This window comes from Cronbergia sp. UHCC 0137 (assembly GCF_034932285.1).
Taxonomy (GTDB): domain Bacteria; phylum Cyanobacteriota; class Cyanobacteriia; order Cyanobacteriales; family Nostocaceae; genus Cronbergia.
Window position 1 is genome coordinate 17,326 of sequence record NZ_JAYGHC010000016.1, and the last position, 19,032, is coordinate 36,357.

Consider the following 19,032-nt stretch of genomic DNA (forward strand, 5'->3'; position numbering starts at 1 on the left):
CTGGTGAACCAAAACGTGGACAACCAGTTAAAATCAATGCCACTGGTGAACCAAAACGTGGACAACCAGTTAAAATCAATGCCACTGGTGAACCAAAACGCGGACAACCAGTTAAAATCAAGGGTAAACGTGTCCTAGCTAACCCTGTTCGTCATCAAGTCACAGATAACACAGAAGTCAAACCTATCTCTAATAGAAAACTTCCATCCCGTCAATTATCCCTACCAGCCCCAGAAATTAAATCTCCTGAAGAGAGTGATCTAATCTACGGCCGTCATCCTGTATTGACAGCCCTAGAAAATCACCGTAACCTCAACCGCATCTGGATTACTAGCCGTCTTCGTTACGATTCTCGCTTTCATCACTTAGTCCTCCAAGCTAAGGAAAACGGTACAGTTATTGATGAAGTTGAACCCAAGCGTTTAGACCAAATTACTGACGGAGCTAATCATCAAGGTATAGCAGCGCAAATCGCCCCCTATGCCTACCTAGAATTAGATGATTTGATTGCTCAGGCAAAATTAGTGACTGATCCCGTAATTGTAGTAGCTGATAGCATTACTGACCCTCACAACTTGGGAGCAATTATCCGTACAGCCGAAGCAATCGGCGCTCAAGGATTGGTGATCCCCCAAAGAAGAGCATCAGGGGTTACTTCCACAGTCGTTAAAGTAGCAGCAGGAGCTTTAGAAAACTTTCCTGTCGCTAGAGTGATCAACCTGAGTCGTTCCTTAGAACAACTCAAAGAAGCAGGTTTTTGGATTTATGGTACTGCGGCAAGTGGTAGCGAAGCAATACAAACAATCAACTTTCGTGGGCCTATTGTGTTAGTAGTTGGTTCAGAGGGTGAAGGTCTGAGTATGTTGACACAACGCTCCTGCGACGTATTAGTGTCAATTCCCTTGCTGGGTAAGACTCCTAGCCTAAATGCTTCCGTAGCAGCAGGTATGGCACTTTATGAAATTTATCGCCAAAGATCATTAAATACGCTGTATCTTGATAAATTAAACACAATTTCTTTGAAAAAAGAATCGTAAAAGAGTATAAAGAAATGTAAAAGAGAATAAATGCCACCTATCTTTTAACAATCTGTAACACCTTTATAAAACGACAAAACCATGAAAACCATTTGGCAAAACCTCAAAGAACGGTTAATTAGTGTATCTAATGGCTTAGGCTTGGCTTGGTGGGTGGAAATTGTAACACAAAATCCCCGTTGTACTTACTACTTCGGTCCTTTTTTGAATGCCAATGAGGCCGGGTTGGCCAGCATTGGCTATATTGAGGATTTAGAAATAGAAGGAGCCCAAGGCATTGTTGTAAATATCAAGCGTTGTAAACCCTATGTATTGACTATTGCCGAAGACTTGGGGGAAAGGATTGACCGTAAAGTAAAGCCTGCCTTTAGCGGTCAAATGTAATTTTATTCACTAGGCTGTCATCGTTCCTGGATAGATTCTGGGAACGATGATGAAATTTAAAATACATTTAAAATACTCAGTAGGGATGCCCTATTTTTTGACATCCATGGTTTAAGGTAAACGCTTTTCCCTGTTTTGATAACCTTGTTGTTTTACTAACTTGATCTACCTAACATTTTATCGCGTAGATGTTTAATGCGATCGCGCAATTTTCCCGCTTCTTCAAATTCTAACTTCTTCGCAGCCTCTTTCATCTGTGTTTCCAGTTGAATAATTAACTCTGGAATCTGTTCTAATGGTATTTCATCTATATGTTCATCGACAACTTTTAAATCAGTTGCATTTAATCGCCGAGATGTATCTAAAAAAGACAAAATCGCATTACTTGATCTTTTAATAATCGGTTGCGGTGTAATTCCGTGCAGCTTATTATAAGCCGTTTGGATTCCCCTTCTTCTATCAGTTTCATCAATGGCTTTAATCATGCTGTCTGTTAAATTATCAGCATACATAATTGCCTTTCCTCGAATGTGTCGCGCTGCACGTCCAATAGTTTGAATTAAAGACCTCTCTGCACGTAAAAACCCTTCTTTATCAGCATCCATAATTGCCACTAAAGAAACTTCTGGTAAATCTAAACCTTCCCGCAACAAATTGACCCCAACCAATACATCAAAAACTCCTTCGCGTAAATCTTGTAAAATCTCAATGCGCTGAATAGAATTAATTTCTGAATGCAAATATCTAACTTTAATGCCTTGATCTTGCAAATATTCGGTTAAATCTTCCGCCATTCGCTTAGTTAACGTGGTAATCAAAGTCCGTTCTTTCAAATCAACTCTATCTTTAATTTCTCCCAATAAATCATCAATTTGTCCTTCTGTAGGACGCACTGCAATTTCAGGATCAATTACACCAGTAGGACGAATAATTTGCTCAACTATATTATTTTCAGAAATTTCTAATTCCCAATTTCCTGGAGTAGCAGAAACAAAAATACATTGATTGACCTTTTGCCAAAATTCCTCAGCTTTTAACGGACGATTGTCAGCCGCACTGGGAAGACGAAAACCATGATCAATTAAAACCTTTTTCCGCGCTTGGTCGCCATTGTACATCCCGCGAATTTGTGGGACAGTAACGTGAGATTCATCTATCACTAATAACCAATCTTTAGGAAAATAATCAATTAAACATTCTGGTGGTTCTCCAGCTTGTCTACCAGCTAAATGACGAGAATAGTTTTCTACGCCATTACAATAACCTACCTCGCGCAGCATTTCTAAATCGTAGCGTGTGCGTTGATCTATGCGTTGCGCTTCTAATAATTTGCCAATTTCTTCTAAAGTTAATTTTTGTTGTTTTAATTCTGTGGCGATATCTTGACAAGCTGCTTCTAATCTATCTTCTGGAGTGACAAAGTGACGGGCTGGGTAAATATTAACTGCTTGTAAACTGCTGAGAATTTCCCCTGTTACTGGGTCGATGTAACGAATTGCGTCAATTTCATCGCCAAAAAACTCCACACGAATGATCCGGTCTTCGTAAGCGGGTCCGATTTCTAACACGTCACCCCGGACACGAAATTTTCCCCGTCCCATTTCGATGTCGTTACGACTGTACTGAACATTGGTTAAATCCCGCAAAATTTGGCGCTGATTAACTTCCATCCCTATTTGTAGGGGGATAGCCGCTTTGAGGTATTCTGCTGGCATTCCTAAGCCGTAGATGCAGCTAATGGAAGCGACGACAATGACATCACGGCGTTCAAATAGCGATCGCGTTGCCGAATGTCGTAACATATCAATTTCTTGATTAATCGCGGCGGTTTTTTCTATATAGGTGTCGCTGAGGGGAATGTAAGCCTCTGGTTGATAATAGTCGTAATAACTGACGAAATACTCCACGGCATTTTTTGGGAAAAACTCTCGCAACTCATTACACAACTGTGCCGCCAGGGTTTTATTATGCGCCAAAACTAAGGTCGGTCTTCCCACCTTCTCAATCACTGCGGCGATGGAAAACGTCTTACCAGTTCCCGTTGCACCGAGTAAAGTTTGATATAGATTACCCGCTTGGATACTGGTAATGAGTTGAGCGATCGCTCGTGGTTGATCCCCTGTCGGAACAAAGGGCGCGTGAAGACTAAATTCCACCATACATTTTTGCTGATAATACCCCTCTCCCATAGTAGCGATACCACCTCTGACCGTGGGGGCTGATTCGTTAAATCAATAAATTGCAATATTTATTTACAAAAATTGACTATTTAAATTTACTTATATCTGGGTTTTAAATAAACTTATATTTATGCGAGGTTTTTTAAGGTTACACTTTCAAATATGGGAAAAAATATATCTTTCCTTAATTATTGTAAAATTCACGTAATAAGCCAGAGGTGTTAGCTTAGAACTCCCCCTCTGCGTCAAAGGAGACAAGACAGTGGAAGAAAATAACCAGGGTAATAATTTGAACACAGAAGAAAGCTCTGAGGGAACAATTATAGTTGCTCCAGAGGGACAAATTGGCAGCCATGCCTTACAAATTGCAGAAACATTCTCAGCCGCCGGGTTGCGTCCTATTTCTATCAGTACCTTGGAAATAGTTGAAACCTACAACTCTATGGGAATTCGTCCCATAGGTGCAAACACATTTGAAGTAGTCAATAGTATCAACCTCTCTGGTATTCGTCCAATTGGTTCTAGTTCAATAATAGTTTCTGAAAATTATTCAGTGTTTGGAAATCGTCCAATTGCACCAAATACTATTGATGATTCTGAAATTTTGATGGGTTTTCTAGACTAAATTTTTGAAATTATCGCCATATCTTTAAATCTACCCAGTTTTATCTATAAACTGGGTTTTTTATTGGTCTTTTATATTTATTGGTCTTTTATAAAAATAATAAACATCATATTTTTTCTATTCTTCTGGAGGTACAGAAATACCCTACATTAGTCCTGAAATCTAGTTCCCTCATTTTAGCAAGGCTAGGTTAGAGATGTGTGTACCTTATTGCATAGATATTTATCTATCAGATACCTCTTATGGTCGAAGTGATAAGTTTGATTTTCAGCTAAATTAAGAAAGTAATTACCGCAGGAAAACTAAATAAATGAGTTTAGAAGAACGGGCAAAAGCAACGGCTAAAAATGTCGAAGGTAAAGCGCAAGAAGCTTTAGGAAATGTAACTGGAGATCCAGAAGATAAAATTGAAGGTAAAACAAAACAAGGAGAAAGCCAAGTACGCCACGCAACCGAAGATATGAAAGACAACGTAAAGGAAAAACTTGACTAAAAACTAAATTGCTGTTGTGGCATTTAGATAATAACGTAAGTTGCTTTTTTAGGAGAATAAGGTGCGTCATAAACTTAAAATTACTGATTTTAGCGTAAACTATTCTGTTTGACGCACCCTACAGACTACAAAATATCCTTTAATAAAAAGATTTAGTTTAAACAGAGAGTATCTGACTCAAATTATATGTCTATTGTAGGAGGTAAAAATATGATTCTGATTCAGCAGAGTCGTAAGATCTTGACAACGCTCGTCTTGATTTTAATGCTGACAATAACTACTGCTTGCGGTGGTGGTGTGACACAAGTTGAACGTCCAACGACACCATCAGTAATTGGTAGAGATGCTACTTATGCTGAATTAGAGCGTGGTAATTCTCCATCAGGACAAACTTTTGGTAACTGGGTTGTACAAACATCCAAAGGTTTAATTCAGGATGCTTATGTTAGAGATAATAACAAATTAGGTGTTGTTATTTCTCCACAAGTTAGTCCGAATGAAGTGCGTCCATTAGCCAACTCATTAGTTAAAGGGTTTCGGAAAAATTTCCCCAATCAGGATTTACAAGTTTTGATTTATGGGGCGGATAAACAATTAATTTTGACTGCCCAATACGATGGTCAAACTAATCAGATCAAATACACATAAACAAAACAATTAAGTAGGGTGGGCAATGCCCACCAAAACACAAAGATCCCGGACGTATATAGTTTTTAAATTGTGAATGACTTGATAATAAGGAGATAAATCTAATGCCTAGTAGTGAAGAATATAGAAGACAAATCATCAAAGATTTAGCTGGAGGAGATGTTGAATATTTAGATAATGTAAATACTGGGACAACAAACGATTATCAAAATTTCGATGACTTTGCCCAAAGGACAACTACAGACCAACGTAGACAGTTATTTAGTCAATCTTTAAATCCAGAAAAGATTCCTCCTAGCCAAATGGAGCCGGAATTGCAAAAAGCGATCGCTCAGATTAAACCCAATGAACGAGATGATGTAGCCCGCGCCTTTTTTAAACATTTGAAATCGAGAGGATTAGACGATAAACGACTAGAACAACAGCTTGGTCTTTCTACTCACAATCCTAAACGGATGACAGCCGATGATGTTAGCAAACTAGCATCCTTTGTTTATCATAACCACCCTGATATTTTCCGGGAAGTATTAGCGGAACAACCAGGAATTATGAAATTTCTCAGCAATCCCATTGTAGCAGGAATTATCGGAATTGCGGCAGCTAAATGGTTGAGCGATCGCAAATAATTCATCGGTGGCTAAAAATCAGGATCATTCCCCAAGCATTTCTGAGAGATAATTAAAATTGACCTATTCCTGATTTTTTTATGCGTGCATCCCAGACATTAAAACAATTAAAAGCAGAATGGATAACACCGGAGAATTTTCAACCCTATGGACAGGTAATATTTCCTAGTGGAGATGGTAAAGCCTTTGATCAACAGGATGCCCAACTAAATTTAGAAAATGGCATTCCTCGCTTTTATATTATGCGGTTGCACGGAAAAGGGCAGAAATTTCACCAAATTACTCGCCATGTTAAATGTACTCAATGTTTGGGTTCTTTAGCAGGAAAAGATTGGTTAATGGCAGTTTGTCCACCCTACAATGATATTAATCAACCTGTTTTAGAAGAACTTGCTGCTTTTCGGATTCCGAGCAATTGTTTTATTAAATTAGAGGTAGGAACTTGGCACGCTGGACCATATTTCGACCATGAATTTGTAGATTTTTATAATCTAGAGTTGAGTGATACAAATGTAATAGATCATTTTACCCATGATTTTTTAAAGAGTGATCAATTGCAATTTGAAATGGTGTAGAATTTCTGATATATAGAGACGTTCCATGGAACGTCTCTACAAGGTTTAATAGTAGGTTTATTGAAGACGGATTAAATTTTAACTTGTTCCTGGGAAGTCTTGATAATTTTTTTCAGGGATTCTTCTTTTACCAATCTGGCAGCTTGATTAATATCTAACCATTGCCTTTCTCGTTGCGTTGCTTCTGGCCAATCTTCTAATACTTTTTCTACTGGTAATAAAAACAAATTTACTTCATAAGTGTTGCCTCGCTTACGATATTTATACACACCAAGTTGATTAGTATTTACAGACCCAACAACCCCTGCTTCTTCCCATGCTTCTTTTGCCGCAGAATCAGGAGGAGTCATGCCTTTACAAACTCCACCTTTAGGAATTACCCAGCTTTCACCGCTACGATTAGTAATCAATAAAACTTCTAATTTTCCATCTCGTACACGATAGGGAATCACTCCTGATTGTTGACAAATTTTGTTGGTTTTACGGGTCATTCGTCTGGTTTCCTTGTAGTGCAGTCTGTAGATTGTAAATGTATTCATAGCAATAGGGTAATAGTCACGATGCACCTATGGGAGTTACCCCCCATGTTGACAATCTTGATTATTAATTACCCTTGGTTCAATCTTTCACTCAGTTAACTACTAATTCCGTATATTTTTTGACGAAATTAGATTATCTTTAATTGCAGCGCGAAGATTTCCACCAATCAGGATTATTAAGATACCATTTAATTGTTAAGTATAAACCTTGGGTAATTGTGACTGAGGGAGTCCAACCTAGCTGATGTTTAATTTTATTGGCATTCATAGCATAGCGTCGATCATGTCCGGGTCTATCTTTGACGAAGGTTATCAACTTTTTAGATGGACGCACTGGTAAATTAGCTGCTAATTCATCCATCATTTGACATAAAGTTTGAACAAGATGAATATTTTCTATTTCGTTATCACCACCAATATTGTAATTTTCTCCTGGTTGTCCTTGCTGAATAATTAGATCTAAAGCGTGACAATGATCCTGGACATAAAGCCAATCTCGCACATTTTTACCATCACCGTAAATTGGTAATGGTTGACCGAGTATGATGTTAGTGCATATCAAGGGAATAAGTTTTTCTGGAAATTGAAAAGCGCCGTAATTATTAGAACAATTGGTGATTATTGTTGGTAATTTGTAAGTATGATAATAGGAACGAACTAAATGATCACTACCTGCTTTTGAGGCTGAATAGGGACTATTGGGACTATAAGGTGTATTTTCACAAAAGGCAGGGTCTGTGGGGTTTAAACTGCCATAAACTTCATCGGTGGAAATGTGGAGAAAAAGATAGTTTGGAGGTTGCGCTTGCGCTTCCCAATGGTGACGAAATGATTCTAGGAGAGTGAAAGTTCCCACTAGGTTGGTTTGGATAAAGGTAGCAGGACTCAAAATTGAACGGTCTACATGAGATTCGGCCGCAAAATGGACAATGATATCAATATTTTCTGATTTTAGTAGCTGATCTACAAGAGTGCGATCGCAAATATTCCCCTCCACAAAACGAAAGTTCTCTTTTCCCTCAACTAAGGCCAAATTAGCTCGATTTCCGGCATAGGTCAAAGCATCCAACACGATTACACGATCATCAGGATATCTCTGATACCAGTAATGGACAAAATTTGCCCCAATAAATCCTGCACCACCTGTTACTAATAATCTTCGATTCATTTAATTTTACTGAAAGTATTTCTTTTTCAGTTTACCAAATGTTCTCTGAATCAATAATTTCCCTAACCGTATTTTTGTTAAATTGTTAATTTTAGATGAATACTCTTTCTTGTGATCAAAGAAATCATTTATCTCGGCTAAAATAACTGTAAATCGGTTAATAATATTCTCTCTTCGATATTCTGCTAAAGTTGTTGGTGATAAATTTAGCGTTCCAGGGGATGCGATACTTTTCAAAATTCTTTGTACATCATATTCAAGAGCATATCCAGCAATTTTATAACAATTAAATCCAGGATCTAAATAATCAGATAAACCACCATTAACACTAGAAAAAACCTGACAACCACAAGCAAGGGCTTCCATTGGCTGTAAACCAAATCCTTCACTTAACCCCTGTAGCGCCCAGTATTCAGCAGAATCATATAGATAAACTTTAGCCCGGTTAAATAATCCAGGTAAATCCTTTACATAAGAGTCTACAACAAAGACGTTACACTGTTTTTGTAATGCGGGAATTAATTCTTTAATTAAATATTCAGAAGATTTTCTTGATTGGACTAAAACATCAATATCCCGTTCTAAATCTAAATTTGTAAATTCATCAGCAATTTGATTAGGTAAATAATAAATTAGAGAGTTGGGTAATTGTTGTCCCCAGTATCCCATTGTATTCCGACTGACAGTAATGATGGGGATACTAGATGGGAGATTCAATTTATAACCTGCACTGTGGGCATGATAAATAACATTGTAATTCTGGAGTTTTGTGGCAAGTTTAGCAACATCAAACCCCCAGCTAATCACAAAAATCACATCATCTAATTCGGCTTTTTGGAGTAAGTCATCTAAAAAAAGCTGTCCCTTTTCTCGTTGTCGATAAGTTACCACTTCAGCACTGCAAATTTGTTGGGCTAAATCAACTGTTTTTAACTCTGCCCACAGTCCTCCACAGGCAAATTTTCCATTTGTTCCAGGAACTAAAAAGTAAAGTTTTCTCATATAAGAACACGGATTTAACGGATTAATGGATTTAACGGATTAATCTTGGAATTACTTGGTGTATTTCCTTCTTCTATTTATTCCTCCTGATTCCTACTTTAATTATCTTGCCAACTAACTTGGACAAAATGCCCTTTTTTTCCCCAAGTGTCACGGGCAATAGTAATATTTTCTATTGCTAAATTAAAGGGAATGGCTGTAGTTAGGTAACGTTGGGCAATATAACCAACATCAGGGGCAAGTTCAGATGCGGTTGTTGCTGCTAAACCCAAACCAATCAGTTGTTCTATTGGTCGAAATGGTAGTAATAAGTTTACACTTACAGCTAGTCCAGCAGTTAATAACATGGCTACTGATAAATTTGTGCCGCAACGAGGATGAATGGCTAAATCCCATTCTCCATTAATGAGGCGATATCTGGCAAGTGTGACTGCACGACGCAAATCACTAATGTTTACTTCACCATAAAGATAAAATCCATTTTCGGTAGACAAACCGCTTAATAGTTCGTTATCAAGCTGAACATTAATCGGTCTGGTTTTGGGGGAATAGACGCTTTTGGTTTCACCTAAAACCCAAACGGTGGCGTGTTCTAAGGCGTGTACCTGCCGCACCATTAGTAAGTCTTTCAATCCAGGAATAAATGATAACTGGTTGAGTAAATCAGTATCTTGGTGAGGGTAAGGTGAGCCTAAATTTATGTTAAAAAAGTTATCGTCAAAAAAAATAGAATTAGCCATAATAATGCTCTTGAAGTTGATGGAACAAGATAGTTTTTTTTAATGTAACGCTTACACCATTCGATTGTTGCTAATTTTTATTAGGGAACAGAAAAAACTGATTTTTGTTTGTAAGGTGGGCATTGCCCACCCTACTTCTGTTCTGCTAAGTTTAGACAAGATCATTTATCCACAATCTAAAATCCAAATTTGGTATAACTCCCTGAACGTTAACTTGTGTTGGGTAAATGTTGTGGAACTTGCGGTAGAGGTTCACTCTGAAATAATCGAGTGAGGAGGAAAACAATCAGTAAACCTCAAATGTAATTTTTCAGCAGAACAGATAGAAGCAATAAGAATTGACTAGCAAGCGGTTGGATCTTTGTAAGTGGGTAATATACAACAGTTAACATCATCTAGACAGACTTTGCCCCACTTTAAAGCCCAGCGAACCAAGGCCACGCGATTCTCAGTCTTGGTTTTGGAGAGAATGTTGCTGATATGATTATCAACTGTACGTTTACTAATTTCCAGTTTTCCTGCAATCTCTTGGTTAGTTAAGCCGGCGGCCACTAAGTCGATTATTTGCAGTTCTCTGTCTGACAGACTAACGGGGGTCTGAGACTCACTAGCAGCCATGACTTTTTTATTCCTCCCTTGGTATATGTACTCAATCGCTCTTTTTAATTCTAGAAGATTCTCTGGAAGGTGAACGTTATAAACGCTAGTAGTATTACTAATATGAAGATTTTCTTTGGATTTCAATTTGTCGGTAATCCAAGCTACAATTTTGTAGTATTAAGTATTACTTATGTATTTGTGTTGAGGGAATTTGTATTGGAGTTGAGAAACTTGTAAATAAAAAAAACTCTCGAAGTTTGATTCTACAGTAGGGGTTTAGCACTGCTAAACCCCTAGAAATCTAGGTTTTTGATAAGTATAGTTTACGTCCGCTTTTTGACTCTTTCGAGGCTACCTGTGGGAATTGCTGCAATTAGTTGACGTGTATATTCTTGTTGGGGGTGACTGTAAATAGTTGTGGCTGTACCTTCTTCAACGATTTTACCTTGATTCATGACCAAGATGCGATCGCTCATAAATTTAACTACACTTAAATCATGGGAAATAAAAATGTAAGTTAGCTGAAAATCCTGTTGTAACTCTTTCAACAAATTCAATACCTGGGCTTGTACCGATACATCTAAAGCCGAAACCGACTCATCACAAATAATCAATTTAGGATTTAAAGCCAAGGATCTAGCGACACAAATTCGTTGGCGTTGTCCCCCAGAAAATTGATGTGGATAGCGGTTCATATCATCAGCACTTAAACCCACCCGTTCTAGAAGTTCCCCAGCCCGTTCTCGTCTTTGTTGCTTATTTTTCCCCACTCCATGAATTAACAATGGTTCTATTACAGCTTCACCGATCTTCATTCTGGGGTCAAGGGAACTAAAGGGATTTTGGAAGATAATTTGCATTTCTCGGCGTAATTTCTGCAACGGTTTTCCTGTTAGGGTAGTGATATTTTGTCCTTCAAACAAAATTTGACCAGCCATTGGTTCAACTAACCGCAACAAAGTTCTACCAAGGGTAGTTTTACCACAACCGGATTCTCCCACCAATCCCAAAGTTTCTCCTGGATATACATCAAAAGAAACGTTATTTACGGCCATATTGTAGCGTTTTGTTTCACCAAATACACCCCGCACAGGAAACCCAACTTCAAGATTGTGGATTTTTAATAGGGGTTGTTTTTGAGTTAAATTTACTAATCTTTGGTTAATTTCTTCTGTTGTGACTTCTTCTGGTTGTATTGGTTTTTGGGGTTTAATTACTATTTGTCCATGACTATCTTCTTGTGTAATCATGTAATCTGATACGGTTAGTAATTTTTGGGGATGACGAGTTAGACTAGGACGACAGGCGATTAAACCTTTAGTATAGGGATGTTGAGGGTCACTAAAAATTTGTTCAACTGTACCAAATTCGACAATTTTTCCTTTGTACATTACCGCTACTTGGTCAGCAATTTCGGAGACTAACCCCAAATCGTGGCTAATGAAGATCATCCCCATATTGCGAGTTTGCTGCAATTCTCGCATTAGTTCAATAATTGTTGCTTGTACAGTTACATCTAAAGCTGTAGTTGGTTCATCAGCAATTAATAAACTAGGATAACAAGAAATAGCGATCGCAATCATCACCCGTTGTAATTGTCCACCAGAGAGTTGATGAGGGTAACGTTTAAGGATAGCGGCTTTTTGTTCTTTAGCTAACTGAGCTAATTTTATATCTGGTGGGGGAGAAGAATGAGTTTGTAGCCAAATATCAAGACATTGTTCCTGAATTATTTCATCACTGGGCAAAAGTTTAACCTCTTGCAAAAGAGCGATCGCTATTCTTTCCGCTTCAGTTATACTAACATTTTGATGGCGCGTAATTGCCTCAGTCAACTGAAAACCGATATCATAAACGGGATTAAGTGAACTCATTGGTTCTTGAAAAATCATCGCCAAATCGCCACCCCGATAAAGCTGCATTTCCTGAGAAGATAAAGCCGATAAATTGATCAATTGAGCATTTTCTTGAGGACGAAATAAAATTTCCCCACCAACGACCTTACCAGGATATTGTAACAAACCCATCAAAGCCAAAGCCGTCACCGACTTACCACTTCCCGATTCACCAACTATACCTAGAGTTTCACCCCTACTTAAATTAAAGTTAATACCATCTACAGCCTTATTTTTGCTCACATCACCGGAAAATTCAACTTGTAAATTACGAACTTCGAGAATAGTTTCTATCATGATTATTAAATAAGTAGTCGGACAAAATTAAATTTATTTGTTGAGAGAGGGAACAGGGAACAGGGAACAGGGAACAGGGAACAGGGGACAGAAAAACCAGTCAACCTAAAATCAAATCGGCGGTTAGAAACCGCATCTACACAAGCATGGCGCGTAGCGACTTCCCGTAGGGAAGGCCACCTCCGTGGGTTTCAAAGCCTCCATTTTTCCTGAGTCCGCGAAGGCGGACTTTGTTTGTGTAGCCGCGACTTCCAGTCGCCAGGGCTTAAATTGACTTCATTTAATCCGTATTCTCCTACAAATTATTTATTAATTTACAACTTAGGTAAAACTTCTGGAATTAGCTGACCAGGCACCTTAGACAAAGCCAGATTTTGTCCTTGTACACCTAATTCCTCGTGAAAAGTGCGAATAACTTTGATAATATAATTAAACGTAGTTTGATAAACCTCCGGTTGATGGTTTAATCCATTTAAAGCTCGTAAATGATTATCTAAAGCTGCTTCTAAGTGTTGAGATAAAATATTTTTATCCCCCTTAAAAGACAGATCACTCACCAATTCATAATGTGCCAGTCCCAAATTATTGTGAGTCGTTAATAAATCAAAACTTAAAGGCATATCTTTAATTGAATAACTTAAATTGAGAGCTTCCTCATAGGAAATTATACATAATTTTAAAAACCTTGGTTTTTCTTCCTTAGTAATTTGGGGTAAATGTGCTATGTGCCAGTAAGCAGTAGCCAAATTATTTTGGGTAGCAGCACAGGCATTAGGAAGATTGGCAGGAGTACGATATTTTAACGCTTCGCGGTAAACCTTAACAGCCAACTTGAGATTTTCTGCCGGATTTTCATATTGAGCAAGATTCCAGTGAGCAGTGCCAATGTTATTTTGAATCATGGCATATTTCAGAGGTTCTTCCCCAGGATTGTAGTATTTAAGTGCTAAATTGTAGATAGCGATCGCCTTCGTCAGATGTTCCATTGGTTGGCTATATTGCCCCAAATGCCAGTATGCGGTCGCCAAATTATTCTGACAAGCAGCAAACTTTAACGGGTCAACTTCTGCTGAACGATAGCGCAAAGCCTCATCATAAGCCAAAACTGCCTGTTGCCAATTTTCCACAGGATCAGCAAACCGCGCTAAATCACCGTAAGCAGTCCCCAAATTATTCTGTACCCGCGCATAAGTTTCTCCATGAGTTTCCGGTGTAATTAATTTAAGTGCCAAGCGATAAAACTCTATACCTTGTTCTATATAAGTTTGTCCATCGGACCTATTCGCCGATGAACGGTGTAACATCCAATAAAGTGTCCCCAGATCATTTAACATATCTGGTAATTGGGGTGAAGTATCATCATAGCTAACAGCTTCTTGATAAGCCAGAATAGCCACCATTAAATTATCTAAACTTGACTCTCCTTCTTCAATTTGTAAACGGTATAAATTTCCTAATTTTTGATAAGCTGCTGCCAAATGCTGCCCACTGGTTTGTTGTTCATGTAATTCCTCAATTTCCCATAGAATTTGCTGGACTTGCCAATTTTCATCCCCATCTTCAATAGTATTTGTTTTAACTGTTGCCTTCACCAGTTCCTGTAATTCCTTATTAATATGAGTCAAGGATAAATCTCTAACCGGTTGATATTCAACTTTTCCCCGTGTTTGAACAGAAAAATCCTCACCTCTAACCCCATTAACATTTTGAAATTGTTGATCTTTAGGTGCTGGTGGGGTAATTGATTCATCTAAAATTGATTGGTCAAACTCATCTAAATTTAAACTGTAGGAAGTAGAATGATCCTCTGGATGATCTCCCTTTTCTACCGTTGGTGTTGGTTCTCCAGCAAATGTAAATATACCATTCCGGTACTGCCAAAAATTGGGGGCTGATTGCTGAATCGCATAAAACCAAGGACGTGGTAGCCAGAACAACAAACTAGATTCTAAAAATTGACTAGAATCTTGATGAGAGAAATACTGTTCGCTTAAACGGAGATAGTTTAAAAATAAACGTTGTACCGCAACTGCTTGTTTAGTTAACAACTCTATACCCACAATCTGAAATGCGGGAATTGGTAAAGTGTGTCCAGCACTATCTGGTGATACACCAACCATAGGTGGAGGATAATTAGCTAACCATTGATTAATTTGACCTATGGGATTGGGGTCATTTAAATTTAACCTCAATGTGACTAATCGGGGATAAGCTGGGGTACTCATCCCACCTCCAACATCTGACCGATGTAGTACCTGACCCAGAGGATAAGCTAAATTAGAGTGTAACCGAGTAGCTACTTGATTCCTGACTTGTACATCATCACACACAGCGAAAAAGATTTGTCGCCGTAAGCCCAGACTCAAGGCAAGTTTTAGGCGTTGATACACTTGCCGATTCCAAGCAAAATAATCTTTATTTAGGGTTTCCTTCACGCTCATGGTGGCTCAAACGCCAAAACACATTGTACATCCTGACAACAAAAGGTATCCAAATATTAATCGAATATCCCATGATTTTGATTTCACTTAGATTTTTTATTCTCAGGATGAATTAAGTTTACCCAGACAAATTGAGTAAATAATGTTGTATTTAATTATACTTTTGATATAATTATCTAATTTTAGCAAAAAATTATAAGATTAGGCTCTTTCTTAAATAAGAACCTTGATTTTATTAATGAATCAAATAAGCGGATGATATGCCGTTAGATAAAACCCACTTAAATTTACTTATTAGTTGAACAATATTTGACAATCAACAGACAATTTTGACTATTACCAGCACGTTCATAGACAACTTTATCAGCCAAACGACGGAGTAGAAACCACCCATAGCCACCTACTTGAAGAGTACCAGGTTTTGGTTCAGCGATCGCATCAGGATTAAAAGGTTTACCATAATCCCAAATTCTCATCTCCAATCGGTCACTCCACAAACTCAACTCAATTTCAATAGTCGTATCAGGAGGTAACGCATGATGAGCATGACGAACCGCGTTAGTAAAACCTTCTGCCAATGCCAAATTCAGGCGATAAAGTTGACTTTCTGACCAGCCAGATTGGGCTAGATATTGCAGACAAAATTGCTCAAACCATTCTTGCACCTGGTTTAAGAGCTTCAGATCGCTCTTGACTATCAGATGGTCTTGCTGCACTATCCTGAGCATTGACCGTCCCTTCGCTCCAATTCAAGATTCAAAATACAAAATCAAGCAAAGTTGATGAAATTTCAGTAATCAAACTTAGGTCGAAAGGTTTATTATAAACTGCGTCTACACAATCAAGATTAATTTTTCAAAAGTTTTTAGAGACGTTCCATGGAACGTCTCTACTTTTGTACTACTAAATGCCTACTTTAGAACAATCCCAAAGTTAGAGACTTATCTAATGGTAGTGCAGCACCAATACCTAACCATAGAGTAACGAATGTACCAAACAAAAATACTGTTGTAGCTACTGGACGGCGGAAAGGGTTTTGGAACTTATTGACGTTCTCAATAAAAGGAACAAGAATTAGCCCCAAAGGTACGGAAGCCATGGCCAATACTCCTAACAGCTTGTTAGGTAATGAGCGTAAAATCTGGAATACAGGATACAAATACCACTCTGGTAGAATTTCCAAAGGGGTAGCAAAAGGATTAGCCGGTTCACCAGTCATGGCAGGATCTAGCACAGCTAGAGCCACAATGCAAGCGAAGGAACCCATAATTACGATAGGGAACACGTACAGCAAATCGTTAGGCCAAGCTGGTTCACCATAGTAGTTATGACCCATGCCTTGGGCAAGTTTAGCTCTTAATTGGGGATCACTCAGATCCGGTTTTTTCTGGGTTGACATTTTGAATGCTCTCTCTTGCTGGGATTAATTAAAAGCTATCAGCTATGGAGGGAAACAGGCAATAGCAACCTGTCACCATAACTTTTTGCTCACAACTGGAAATTACAAAGGTCCAGAAATACCTTGTTTGCGGATCATCAAGAAGTGGAACAACATGAAGACAGCAATTAACCAAGGTAAAACAAAGGTGTGGGCGCTGTAGTAGCGAGTTAATGTTGCTTGACCAACACTAGAACCACCACGTAGCAGGTCTGAAATCAGAACACCAACTACGGGAATTGCTTCTGGTACACCACTCACAATTTTTACAGCCCAATAACCAACTTGATCCCAGGGTAGAGAGTATCCTGTTACACCAAAGGAAACGGTGATTACAGCGAGGATAACGCCACTTACCCAAGTTAGTTCACGGGGTTTTTTGAAACCGCCAGTTAGGTAAACGCGGAAGGTGTGGAGAATCATCATTAACACCATCATGCTGGCAGACCAACGATGAATGGAGCGAATCAACCATCCAAAGTTTACTTCGTTCATGATGTACTCAACTGAAGTAAAGGCTTCGGCAACGGTGGGTCTGTAGTAGAATGTCATCGCAAATCCAGTGGCAAACTGAATTAAGAAGCAAACTAGGGTAATACCACCCAAGCAGTAGAAGATGTTGACATGAGGGGGGACGTATTTGCTGGTTACGTCTTCAGCTAGGGCTTCCAGTTCTAAGCGTTCCTCGAACCAGTCATAAACATTGGCCATACAATCTCAAATTCCTAAAAGTCGGTTGTGGTGGATAAATCTCCCAATAGTAAAGTTTGGGATTTTCACAAAGTTGAGTTTTTTTTGGAGCATTGTTAAGATTTTCAGAAACTTAACACTCTGTAAATATGGAATATATTGCGTTCTCTTTGCAAGTCAACGCTAGAAAGTTGGCTCCAAAGTAGATTTTATCGTTTTTTGGGAGGTATGGGCTGCTATAAAATGAGAGCAATGCACCTCTTCTATAAAAAAAGTAACATAATCAAGAGATAGATTTCATTAATGACGGTTGAAATGAAAAATTTTAGGTCTTTTGGGTGGAAGTGGAGTTCAAAATGGGGTTCATGAATAAACAGGTTTGGCGGCGAGGATTTGCCTTAATTTTGGCTTTCTGCTTAATTTTGGGGGTTTACATCCAACCAGCAACAGCTTTGACTCAGGAGCAAAAGCTAGTTTCTGAGGTTTGGCGGATTGTCAATCGGAGTTATCTGGATGAGACGTTTAATCATCAAAATTGGGCGGCTGTGCGACAAGCTGCTCTCAAAAATCATTTTTCAACCCGTGAAGGGGCTTATGTGGCCATTCAGACCATGCTTAAAAGCCTGGATGATCCTTTTACCCGGTTTCTTGATCCAGAACAATACCGCAGTTTACAAGTTAGTACGTCTGGAGAATTGACTGGTGTGGGTTTACAAATTGCTATCAATGCCGAAACTGGGACTTTGGAAGTAATTACACCGATAGATGGTTCACCGGCTCAGAAAGCTGGAATCAGACCGCGCGATCGCATACTGAAAATTGAGAACTTATCTACAGTCAATCTTACCCTTGATGAGGCTGCGGCTCAAATGCGTGGACCTGTTGGTAGTGTTGTCACTCTGTTGATTGCGCGAGAGGGAGAAGGTGAAAAGGAAGTAACATTGGTGCGCGATCGCATAGAACTCAATCCTGTGGTCGCTGAACTACGTTTTTCCCCCCAAGATAAACCCATTGGCTACCTACGCCTCACCCAATTTAACGCTAATGCGGCTATGGAGTTAGCACACGCCATTAATAGTTTAGAAAAAAAGGGAGCTGCTGGCTATATTCTCGATTTAAGAAATAATCCAGGGGGTTTATTGCAATCAGGAATCGAAGTCGCCCGTCAATGGTTAGATTCTGGAACTGTGGTCTACACCGTCAATCGTCAAGGCATCCAAGGCACTTTTGAAGCCTTTGGACCGGCTCTAACACCAGATCCCTTAGTAATTCTCGTTAATCAAGGAACAGCCAGTGCCAGCGAGATTCTAGCCGGGGCTTTGCAAGATAATGGTCGCGCCCAGTTGGTAGGCGAAACTACCTTTGGTAAAGGCTTAATTCAATCTTTATTTGAATTATCCGATGGTTCAGGTTTGGCTGTGACTATTGCTAAGTATGAAACCCCTAACCACCGAGATATTAATAAGTTGGGTATTACTCCAGATATAGTAATTCCCCAACAGCCAATTACCCGCGACCAGATTGCTACAACAACCGACAGTCAATATCAAGCAGCAATGGAAATATTGAGTAAAAACTCCGTGATAGCGGGGAAGGGTTGAGGAGGCAGGGGGCAGGGGGCAGGGGAGGCAGGGGAGGCAGGGGAGGCAGGAGG

19 protein-coding genes are annotated in these 19,032 nt (G+C 38.9%); 8 read left to right on the forward strand and 11 right to left on the reverse strand.

What is annotated here, in order from left to right; genetic code table 11:
* Positions 1-32: 32 nt before the first annotated feature.
* Positions 33-1,037, forward strand: a complete 1,005-nt coding sequence (gene rlmB, locus VB711_RS09920) for a 23S rRNA (guanosine(2251)-2'-O)-methyltransferase RlmB (RefSeq protein WP_323285866.1) — start codon at positions 33-35, stop codon at positions 1,035-1,037.
* An 81-nt stretch (positions 1,038-1,118) separates the two neighbouring features.
* A complete protein-coding gene (locus VB711_RS09925) occupies positions 1,119-1,421 on the forward strand; it encodes a DUF1816 domain-containing protein (RefSeq protein WP_323285745.1) in 303 nt (100 codons plus the stop codon).
* Between the two features lie 155 nt (positions 1,422-1,576).
* On the opposite strand, the gene uvrB is transcribed toward VB711_RS09925, so the two are convergent.
* Positions 1,577-3,580: an excinuclease ABC subunit UvrB gene (gene uvrB / locus VB711_RS09930; protein ID WP_323285746.1), complete on the reverse strand. Its 2,004-nt coding sequence runs from the start codon at positions 3,578-3,580 to the stop codon at positions 1,577-1,579.
* A gap of 283 nt (positions 3,581-3,863) precedes the next feature.
* Here uvrB and VB711_RS09935 point away from each other — a divergent pair, with 283 nt between their 5' ends.
* The 5 genes from VB711_RS09935 to VB711_RS09955 all read left to right on the forward strand — a co-directional run bounded on the left by VB711_RS09935 (position 3,864) and on the right by VB711_RS09955 (position 6,568).
* The gene (locus VB711_RS09935) at positions 3,864-4,226 is read left to right on the forward strand and encodes a hypothetical protein (RefSeq protein ID WP_323285747.1); all 363 of its coding nucleotides are present in this window, start codon (positions 3,864-3,866) and stop codon (positions 4,224-4,226) included.
* Positions 4,227-4,536: 310 nt separating this feature from the next.
* Positions 4,537-4,719 (forward strand): CsbD family protein, encoded by a 183-nt coding sequence (locus tag VB711_RS09940; protein WP_323285748.1) that lies wholly within the window; start codon positions 4,537-4,539, stop codon positions 4,717-4,719.
* A 210-nt stretch (positions 4,720-4,929) separates the two neighbouring features.
* Positions 4,930-5,367, forward strand: coding sequence for a hypothetical protein (locus VB711_RS09945; RefSeq protein WP_323285749.1), 438 nt, complete (start codon positions 4,930-4,932; stop codon positions 5,365-5,367).
* Between the two features lie 104 nt (positions 5,368-5,471).
* On the forward strand, positions 5,472-5,993 hold the full coding sequence (locus VB711_RS09950; RefSeq protein WP_323285750.1) for a hypothetical protein: 522 nt from the start codon (positions 5,472-5,474) through the stop codon (positions 5,991-5,993).
* 80 nt (positions 5,994-6,073) lie between these two features.
* Positions 6,074-6,568, forward strand: a complete 495-nt coding sequence (locus tag VB711_RS09955) for an ureidoglycolate lyase (RefSeq protein WP_323285751.1) — start codon at positions 6,074-6,076, stop codon at positions 6,566-6,568.
* A 71-nt stretch (positions 6,569-6,639) separates the two neighbouring features.
* On the opposite strand, the gene VB711_RS09960 is transcribed toward VB711_RS09955, so the two are convergent.
* The 10 genes from VB711_RS09960 to petB all read right to left on the reverse strand — a co-directional run bounded on the left by VB711_RS09960 (position 6,640) and on the right by petB (position 17,399).
* Positions 6,640-7,059 (reverse strand): NUDIX hydrolase, encoded by a 420-nt coding sequence (locus tag VB711_RS09960; RefSeq protein WP_323285752.1) that lies wholly within the window; start codon positions 7,057-7,059, stop codon positions 6,640-6,642.
* 187 nt (positions 7,060-7,246) lie between these two features.
* Entirely contained in the window at positions 7,247-8,275 is a 1,029-nt protein-coding gene (gene rfbB / locus VB711_RS09965; protein WP_323285753.1) for a dTDP-glucose 4,6-dehydratase, read from the reverse strand.
* Between the two features lie 6 nt (positions 8,276-8,281).
* Positions 8,282-9,277 (reverse strand): glycosyltransferase, encoded by a 996-nt coding sequence (locus tag VB711_RS09970; RefSeq protein WP_323285754.1) that lies wholly within the window; start codon positions 9,275-9,277, stop codon positions 8,282-8,284.
* 98 nt (positions 9,278-9,375) lie between these two features.
* The gene (locus tag VB711_RS09975; protein ID WP_323285756.1) at positions 9,376-10,017 is read right to left on the reverse strand and encodes a DUF6391 domain-containing protein; all 642 of its coding nucleotides are present in this window, start codon (positions 10,015-10,017) and stop codon (positions 9,376-9,378) included.
* 342 nt (positions 10,018-10,359) lie between these two features.
* Complete coding sequence (locus tag VB711_RS09980) at positions 10,360-10,635, reverse strand: helix-turn-helix transcriptional regulator (protein ID WP_323285867.1); 276 nt, start codon at positions 10,633-10,635, stop codon at positions 10,360-10,362.
* A gap of 305 nt (positions 10,636-10,940) precedes the next feature.
* Entirely contained in the window at positions 10,941-12,809 is a 1,869-nt protein-coding gene (locus tag VB711_RS09985) for an ABC transporter ATP-binding protein (RefSeq protein WP_323285757.1), read from the reverse strand.
* Between the two features lie 314 nt (positions 12,810-13,123).
* Complete coding sequence (locus tag VB711_RS09990; RefSeq protein WP_323285759.1) at positions 13,124-15,250, reverse strand: tetratricopeptide repeat protein; 2,127 nt, start codon at positions 15,248-15,250, stop codon at positions 13,124-13,126.
* Between the two features lie 287 nt (positions 15,251-15,537).
* Positions 15,538-15,978, reverse strand: coding sequence for an anti-sigma regulatory factor (locus VB711_RS09995; RefSeq protein ID WP_323285760.1), 441 nt, complete (start codon positions 15,976-15,978; stop codon positions 15,538-15,540).
* Positions 15,979-16,166: 188 nt separating this feature from the next.
* Entirely contained in the window at positions 16,167-16,649 is a 483-nt protein-coding gene (gene petD / locus VB711_RS10000) for a cytochrome b6-f complex subunit IV (RefSeq protein WP_323285761.1), read from the reverse strand.
* A gap of 102 nt (positions 16,650-16,751) precedes the next feature.
* Positions 16,752-17,399 carry a cytochrome b6 gene (gene petB / locus VB711_RS10005; protein WP_323285762.1) on the reverse strand — a complete coding sequence of 216 codons (648 nt, stop codon included), beginning with the start codon at positions 17,397-17,399 and terminating at the stop codon, positions 16,752-16,754.
* A 335-nt stretch (positions 17,400-17,734) separates the two neighbouring features.
* Between petB and ctpA the strand changes: the two genes are divergently transcribed.
* Positions 17,735-18,979, forward strand: a complete 1,245-nt coding sequence (gene ctpA / locus VB711_RS10010) for a carboxyl-terminal processing protease CtpA (protein ID WP_323285764.1) — start codon at positions 17,735-17,737, stop codon at positions 18,977-18,979.
* Positions 18,980-19,032: the final 53 nt, after the last annotated feature.

Bases quoted from the DNA above. Each gene is read 5' to 3' on its own strand.
- VB711_RS09925 (WP_323285745.1), top strand. From the start codon at position 1,119: ATGAAAACCATTTGGCAAAACCTCAAAGAACGGTTAATTAGTGTATCT.
- uvrB (WP_323285746.1), bottom strand. From the start codon at position 3,580: ATGGTGGAATTTAGTCTTCACGCGCCCTTTGTTCCGACAGGGGATCAA.
- VB711_RS09940 (WP_323285748.1), top strand. From the start codon at position 4,537: ATGAGTTTAGAAGAACGGGCAAAAGCAACGGCTAAAAATGTCGAAGGT.
- VB711_RS09945 (WP_323285749.1), top strand. From the start codon at position 4,930: ATGATTCTGATTCAGCAGAGTCGTAAGATCTTGACAACGCTCGTCTTG.
- VB711_RS09950 (WP_323285750.1), top strand. From the start codon at position 5,472: ATGCCTAGTAGTGAAGAATATAGAAGACAAATCATCAAAGATTTAGCT.
- VB711_RS09955 (WP_323285751.1), top strand. From the start codon at position 6,074: ATGCGTGCATCCCAGACATTAAAACAATTAAAAGCAGAATGGATAACA.
- VB711_RS09960 (WP_323285752.1), bottom strand. From the start codon at position 7,059: ATGACCCGTAAAACCAACAAAATTTGTCAACAATCAGGAGTGATTCCC.
- rfbB (WP_323285753.1), bottom strand. From the start codon at position 8,275: ATGAATCGAAGATTATTAGTAACAGGTGGTGCAGGATTTATTGGGGCA.
- VB711_RS09970 (WP_323285754.1), bottom strand. From the start codon at position 9,277: ATGAGAAAACTTTACTTTTTAGTTCCTGGAACAAATGGAAAATTTGCC.
- VB711_RS09975 (WP_323285756.1), bottom strand. From the start codon at position 10,017: ATGGCTAATTCTATTTTTTTTGACGATAACTTTTTTAACATAAATTTA.
- VB711_RS09980 (WP_323285867.1), bottom strand. From the start codon at position 10,635: ATGGCTGCTAGTGAGTCTCAGACCCCCGTTAGTCTGTCAGACAGAGAA.
- VB711_RS09985 (WP_323285757.1), bottom strand. From the start codon at position 12,809: ATGATAGAAACTATTCTCGAAGTTCGTAATTTACAAGTTGAATTTTCC.
- VB711_RS09990 (WP_323285759.1), bottom strand. From the start codon at position 15,250: ATGAGCGTGAAGGAAACCCTAAATAAAGATTATTTTGCTTGGAATCGG.
- VB711_RS09995 (WP_323285760.1), bottom strand. From the start codon at position 15,978: ATGCTCAGGATAGTGCAGCAAGACCATCTGATAGTCAAGAGCGATCTG.
- petD (WP_323285761.1), bottom strand. From the start codon at position 16,649: ATGTCAACCCAGAAAAAACCGGATCTGAGTGATCCCCAATTAAGAGCT.
- petB (WP_323285762.1), bottom strand. From the start codon at position 17,399: ATGGCCAATGTTTATGACTGGTTCGAGGAACGCTTAGAACTGGAAGCC.
- ctpA (WP_323285764.1), top strand. From the start codon at position 17,735: ATGGGGTTCATGAATAAACAGGTTTGGCGGCGAGGATTTGCCTTAATT.